Genomic DNA, 6405 nt, shown 5'->3' with positions numbered 1-6405 from the left:
AGACGGCCGCCGGGCGGGGCCCGGCCGCGGTGGGGGCGGTCATCGGACGGCTCCGGTGAGGTCGCGGCGCTCTCCGGCGTGCCAGCCGTAGTCGAGGCCGGCGACGTGGAAGGCGTTGGCGAGCACCGGCCGGCTGCCGGCCAGCGGGCCGTGGTCGAAGAAGGTGAGCCGGGGCACCTCGACGGCCACCGGAGCCGGGTCCCAGTGGGCGCGGGTGGCCTTGACCACGATCATCGAGCGGGTCTGCGGCTCGTACTCGAAGGTGTAGGGCAGCGGGCCGGCGAAGCGACGCGCGGCCCGGGCGTCCGCGAACGGGCTGCCCGGCGGGAGGGCGGCGGGGGCGCTGCCGAGGTCGGCGCGCACGTGCAGGTCGGCGCGGCCGTCGCCGCTGAGCACCTTGAACTCCAGGGTGTCCCCGAGCACCCGGGTGCCGATCCGGGCGTGCCGGTAGTGGTAGCGGGAGAAGGCGTTGCCGCCGACCGCCATCATCCGGCTGTCGGTGTCCGAGCGCAGGATGCGCAGGCCCCGCATGGTGCGGCCGCCGGGGGTCGGGAAGCGGGTGAAGACCCGGTAGCCGGTGAGGATGAAGTCCCGGCCGAGGCCGGCGGGCAGCGCGGCCGGGCGCAGCGCCCGGGTGTCCACGACGGCGGCGGCGACGAAGCCGTGCTCGGTGCCGTCGGGGTCGGTGTAGGTGTCGAGGGCGAGGCCGGGCGGCACCAGCGGGGTGAGCCGGCTCGGCGGCAGGGCGTAGGTGAGGACGAGCGAGTGCACGAAGTGGGTGCGCATCGCGAAGGGGTGGCGTTGCAACAGGTGTCGCACGGTCGACTCCGTGGTCTGGTACGGGGATTCGGAGCGTGACGGGGCAGCACGGGAGCACCCTCCGCCGCAGACCGCGGCGGGGTGTTCTCGCGCGTCCTCATCATGGCGCACGACTTTGAACGCGTTCAACTCGGGGTGGGAGGGGTACGCGAACGGCCGGTGCCCACGCCGCGTGAACGCCCGGTTCCCGCGCCGCGGCAGCGCTGTCGGCCGACCTCCGGACGGGGTGCCCGGTTGCCGGACCGGACACCCGGCGGGCAGCGGTCCCCGGGGGGCTCCTGTGCCCGAACGAACCACCCCGGACTGCTTCTCGCTCCCCCCACACGGGTGGTTTCTCCCTCCACACCGGCCTCGGAGACGGTCGGTGGACGGATGATCCGTCCCGGGGCCGTACTGGGCGGCCCGGGAAGGACGGTTCGGAACGATGAGCACGACGCGGCGGTCGCTGCTGGGCGCGACGCTGGCCGCCCCGCTACTGGGGTGGCTCACCGGGACGGCGGCCGGCGCCGGTGACGGCGGTACCGACCGCGCCGGAAGATTGGGCACGCTCTCCGACGGCTGGGTGGAAGTGCGCTGGACCCCGGAGGCACAGGCCCAACTGGACCGCCACCACGCGATGGTGGACGTCGTCGCCCCGGCGCGCATGGTGCTGAACGACCGGGGCCCGGCGGTGCGCCTGCCGATCCGATCGGCCCAGGGTGACCCGTCCCTCGCGAACCCGCCGAAGGCGCACGGCGACGGGGCGCTGGACGGCGGAGTCTCCGTCCGCACCCCCCAGGGGATCTACCAGGTGGTGAACCTGGCCGGCGCGATCGAGGACGGCCTGGGCTCCGGCCGCTGCGAGGTCGGCGGGGCGGAGATGGGGCAACGCTCGGCCTTCCAGTGCGGCCTGGCGGAGGGGAAGCTGACGGCCCAGCCGGTACCCGCGGGGCAGCCGATGAAGGTCCGGCTCAGCGGGGTGCCGCTGCGCCCCACCCAGGAGGCGGTGGACGCGTACACCGCGAACTTCGGCGCGCACCCGGTCACGGTGGACACCGTGCTGGGGTACGTCACGGCCGAGGGGACGTACACCCCTCCCCCGGCCGTGTAGGAGCAGGAGCGGCAGCAGCCGGCCGGTCGTCGCGGGGCTGCCGGGACTGGGCGGGCACGCCGGCGCCGAAGCGACGTTCGCGGGCCGCGTAGGCCCGGACCGCCCCGCGCAGCCGGGCCAGGTCGTAGTCGGGCCACGGCGTGGGGTCGAACAGCAGCTCGGCGTAGGCGAGCTGCCAGGGCAGGAAGTTGCTGATCCGCTGCTCCCCGGAGGTGCGGATCAGCAGGTCGACGTCCGGGAGGTCCGGGACGTACAGGTGCCGGGCGAGGTCGGCCGGGCCGATCGCCTCCGGACGGATCCCGCCAGCCACCGCCTCGGCGGCCAGGCTCCTGGCCGCGGCGGCCAGTTCCTCCCGTCCGCCGTAGTCCACGCAGACCGTCAGGCTCAGCGTGCCGTTGTTGGACGTCAGGCTCTCCACCAGCGCGATCGAGGACGCCAGCGACTCGTCCACCCGGTCCCGCCGGCCGCACCAGCGGATCCGCACGCCGAGCGCGTGCAGGCCCTCCGCGCTGCGGGTGAGGCCGTCGGCCAGCGAGTCGAACAGCGCGGTCAGTTCCTCGGGCGGGCGGTCCCAGTTCTCGGTGGAGAACGCGTACAGGCTCAGGTGCCGGATGCCCAGCCGCAGCGCCGCGTTGACCAGGCGCAGTGCGGCCCGCTGCCCGGCCTGGTGGCCCTGCTGGGCGGGCAGCCGCCGGGCCTCGGCCCAGCGGCGGTTGCCGTCCATGATCACGGCGACGTGGGCGGGCGCGCCCTCCGAGGACACCGGGTGGTCGCGGCGGTGGGGCGTGATGCCGTCGGAGCTCAGCGGCGTGAGGCCCTCGGTCAGAACGCGTGAGCGCACCAGGGCCACTTCGTCGTACTGGAGCTGGGCGCCGAGCAGCAGGGTGTGCAGGAACGGGCGGCAGCCGGGGGCGGCGAGCCAGGTGGCGGGCAGGGCCTGCTCCAACAGCCGGTGCATCTGTGCCTGTTGGCGCTCGACCAGCCCGTCCAGGGCCGCCCGGTGGTCGCGTCGGCGGGCGTGCCGGCCGAGGTCGCCGACGGTCAGGCCGAGCCGGCGCAGGTCCTCCTGCGGCAGGTAGCAGCGGCCGGCCGCGAGGTCGAGCGGGAGGTCCTCCAGGATGTCGGCCAGCTGGCAGGCCTCCCCCAGTGCGGACAGCGCGCCGACCGCCTGCGGGCCCTGCGCCCCCAGCAGTGGGGCCCACAGTTCGGTGATCGTCCCCGCGACGCCCCGCAGGTGGCGGCGCAGGTCCGCGTGGGTCTCGACAGCCGGCGGGCGGGCGCCGTCGGCCAGGGTGGCGTCCAGGAACTCCTCGATCAGGGCCGGGTCCAGCTCCCAGCGCCGCACGGTGTCCACGAAGGCCCGGCGCAGCGGGTGCTCGCTGTGGCCGGCCGCCAGTTCGGCCAGGGTGTCGGCCCGCCAGCGGGCGAACCGGCGCCCCCGCTCGGCGGGGCCGGCAACGGTGTGGGCCTCACCGTCGCCTTCGTGGGCGTCGGCGTCGGCGTCGTCGGCGATCCGGTCGGACCGGGAGGCGAAGCCGTTGACGGCGTGGAAGTACGGCCGCACCTCGGGCGGCAGCATGTCGCTGATCGCCCGCAGCGGGGCCAGCCGGCGGGCCACCTCCTGCTCGCAGACCCGGTACGACTCCTCCAGCTCCGGCGAACCGCCCACCGCCGCCGCCCCGTTCCCCGCCATGCCCGTTCCCCGCCCTCCGCCGACACCGTGCGCCGTCTGGTCAACGAGGCGCGGGCGGATCGGTGGCGATCCGGGCGGACGCCGACGGGGCCGGATCACCTCGGCCCAGGTCCGGCCCACGGCCCAGGTCCGGCCCTCGGCGCAGATGCACCCGGCGGATCGAGGAGCTGCGCCACCGCATCCTCCCTGGGGGGCTCACCGTCCCGGACCTCGCGGCCCCTGCCCACGTCAGCGAACGGCAGTCGGTCCGACCGCCGTCACGGCAACCGTACGGTGAACACCGTGCGGCCGGGCCGGCTCTTCACCGCCACCGTGCCGCCGTGCGCCCGGACCACGGCCCGGACGATGGCCAGGCCGAGCCCGGTCGAGCCGGTGGCGCGGGAACGGGCCCGGTCACCCCGGACGAAGCGCTCGAAGACCCGGTCGACCAGCTCGGGCGCGATCCCCGGGCCGTCGTCTGTGACGCTCAGCTCGACCTGCCCGCCCACCCGTTCGAGGCGCAGGAGGACCTCGGCTCCGGGCAGGGTGTGGGTCCGGGCGTTGGCCAGCAGATTGGCCACCACCTGGCTCAGCCGGTGCTCGTCCCCGCGGACCGGCACCGGGTCCTCGGGCAGGGCGAGCCGCCAGTGGTGCTCCGGCCCGGCGGCGCGGGCGTCGGCCAGCGCGTCGAGGGCGATCCGGGTCAGGTCCACCTCCTCCGCGGCCAGCGGGCGGCCGGCGTCCAGCCGGGCGAGCAGCAGCAGGTCCTCGACGATCGCCCCCATCCGCACCGCCTCGGCGTCGATCCGCTCCAGTGAGTGCCTGACCTCCGCCGGCACCGGCCCGGGGTGGCGCAGCGCCAGTTCGGCGTGGCCGCGGACCGCCGCGACCGGGGTGCGCAGCTCGTGGCTGGCGTCGGCGGCGAAGGCGCGCAGCCGTTCCTCCACCGCGTGGCGGCGGGCGAGGGCGTCGCCGACGTGCCCGAGCATCCGGTTGAGCGCGGCGCCGACCCGGCCGACCTCGGTGCGCGGGTCGTCGTCCGGCACGCGTTCGGCGAGCATCACCTCGCCGCTGGCGAGCGGCAGGGCGCTGACCCGCTCGGCCATGCCCACCACGCGCCGCAGCGGGCGCAGCGAGAAGCCGACCCAGGCGGCCCCGGCCGCGCCCGCCGCGGTGGCGGCGATCGCGAAGACGGTGAGCTCCAGGGTCGCCAGCCGCTCGACGGTGTCCTCGGCCTGGCGCAGCGGCAGACCGCTGACCAGCACGTCGCCGTCCCGCCCGGCCGCCGCGCGGACCCGGTACTGGCCCAGGGCCCGGCCGAGGTCGAGGCTATGGGCCGGGCCGTTGACGGGCAGGGCCGCCAGCGCGTGCTGCTGCTCGGGGGTGAAGGTGACCCGGTCATCGTCGTCGCCGGGTTCGTCCGCGTCGTCGGCGTCCCCGTCGACCACGCCCGCGGCGGTGACCCGGCCTGCCAGCAGCCGCACCCCGAGGGTGCCGGGGGTCTGGGCCCGGGTGTCGGGGCCGGCGCCCCGGCCGGTGTGCTCCAGGCTCGCGGCGTAGCGGCCGCCGGACTCGACGAGCTGCTGGTCCAGACGGTCGACCAGGAAGTGGCGCAGCGCGGCGGTGGTGGCGAAACCGACGGCGGCGCAGGTGGCGACGAGCAGCACCAGCAGGCCGGCGGTCAGCCGGGCTCGCAGGGTGCGGGGCACCAGCCGGGCGGCGCGCTGCCTCGCGCTGCGGAGCCGGCCGCCCCGCGTCACGTCGCGGCCTTGATCAGGTACCCCGCGCCGCGCACCGTGTGGATCATCGGGCTGCGGCCCGCGTCCACCTTCTTGCGCAGGTAACTGATGTACAGCTCCACGATGTGCGCCTGCCCGCCGAAGTCGTACGACCAGACCGCCTCCAGGATCTGCGCCTTGCTGAGCACCTGCCGGGGGTGGCGCATCAGGTGGGCGAGCAGCGCGTACTCGGTCGGGCTGAGCTCGACCGCCTCCCCGCCCCGGGTGACCTCGTGGGCCCGGTCGTCCAGTACGAGGTCGCCGAGCACCAGCGCGTGCGGGGGCGGCTGCCCCGTCCCGGCGGGCGGGGCGGCCCGGCGCAGCAGGCCGTGCAGCCGGACCACCACCTCGGCCAGGCTGAACGGCTTGGTCACGTAGTCGTCACCGCCGGCCGCGATGCCGGCGATCCGTTCCTCGACGGCGTCCCGGGCGGTGAGGAAGAGCACCCGCACCTCGGGCTGCTCGGCGTGGATGCGGCGCAGCACCTCCAGGCCGTCGAGGTCGGGCAGCATCACGTCGAGCACCACGGCGTGCGGCCGCCAGGCCTCGGCGGCCTCGACGGCGGCCAGGCCGGTGGTCGCGCCGCGCGCCTGCCAGCCCTCGTACCGGACGGCCCCGCAGACCACCTCGACCAGGTCCGGTTCGTCGTCGACGACCAGGACACGCCAGTCCGGGCGGTCGGCGGTCTCGTCCATGGGGCTCCCTCGGGCTTGTGCTTCGCATTGGTCATCCTGGCGCGCCCGGATGAGAAACCGGTGAGACCCCAGAGGATGGTTCGTAGACCATTGCACCATTGCTGACCTGCGTGAACGACCTCGCAGAGGGTGCCGTGAACCGGTCGGTTCAGAGCGGTCTCAGAGCTTGCGGTGCGATCGTTGGCGACCTCGGCGGCACTCGCCGCCGGGCGCTGAGGAGGTTCCCGATGACCACTGCTGCCGCACGGACGTCGCGGCCCGGACCGGCGTCCGACCGGTCCCGGCACCGGGCGGCGCCGCGTCCGCCGTTCGCCCTCGACCCGCGCGCGGCGCTCGGCCTGATCGCCGCGG

5 protein-coding genes are annotated in these 6405 nt (G+C 75.8%); 1 reads left to right on the top strand and 4 read right to left on the bottom strand.

All coding sequences use genetic code 11. The features are described 5' to 3' along the window. Positions 1 to 39: 39 nt before the first annotated feature. Positions 40 to 819, bottom strand: coding sequence for a DUF2071 domain-containing protein (locus KS423_RS35370; RefSeq protein WP_224283843.1), 780 nt, complete (start codon positions 817 to 819; stop codon positions 40 to 42). Positions 820 to 1243: 424 nt separating this feature from the next. Here KS423_RS35370 and KS423_RS35365 point away from each other — a divergent pair, with 424 nt between their 5' ends. Next, on the top strand, positions 1244 to 1909 hold the full coding sequence (locus tag KS423_RS35365; RefSeq protein WP_224283842.1) for a hypothetical protein: 666 nt from the start codon (positions 1244 to 1246) through the stop codon (positions 1907 to 1909). On the opposite strand, the gene uppS is transcribed toward KS423_RS35365, so the two are convergent. From uppS to KS423_RS35350, 3 genes are all read right to left on the bottom strand, one after another. Beyond that, positions 1869 to 3602 carry a polyprenyl diphosphate synthase gene (gene uppS, locus KS423_RS35360; protein ID WP_224283841.1) on the bottom strand — a complete coding sequence of 578 codons (1734 nt, stop codon included), beginning with the start codon at positions 3600 to 3602 and terminating at the stop codon, positions 1869 to 1871. The two genes, KS423_RS35365 and uppS, sit on opposite strands and share 41 nt — an antisense overlap. 257 nt (positions 3603 to 3859) lie before the next feature. Then, positions 3860 to 5341 (bottom strand): cell wall metabolism sensor histidine kinase WalK, encoded by a 1482-nt coding sequence (locus KS423_RS35355; protein WP_224283840.1) that lies wholly within the window; start codon positions 5339 to 5341, stop codon positions 3860 to 3862. Then, positions 5338 to 6054 carry a response regulator transcription factor gene (locus KS423_RS35350; RefSeq protein WP_224283839.1) on the bottom strand — a complete coding sequence of 239 codons (717 nt, stop codon included), beginning with the start codon at positions 6052 to 6054 and terminating at the stop codon, positions 5338 to 5340. The genes KS423_RS35355 and KS423_RS35350 overlap by 4 nt, the downstream gene beginning before the upstream one ends. Between the last annotated feature and the right edge of the window lie 351 nt (positions 6055 to 6405).

Source organism: Streptomyces sp. LS1784 (assembly GCF_020103755.1).
In the GTDB taxonomy this organism is placed as follows: Bacteria; Actinomycetota; Actinomycetes; order Streptomycetales; family Streptomycetaceae; genus Kitasatospora.
This window is presented reverse-complemented; position numbering and strand designations above follow the sequence as displayed.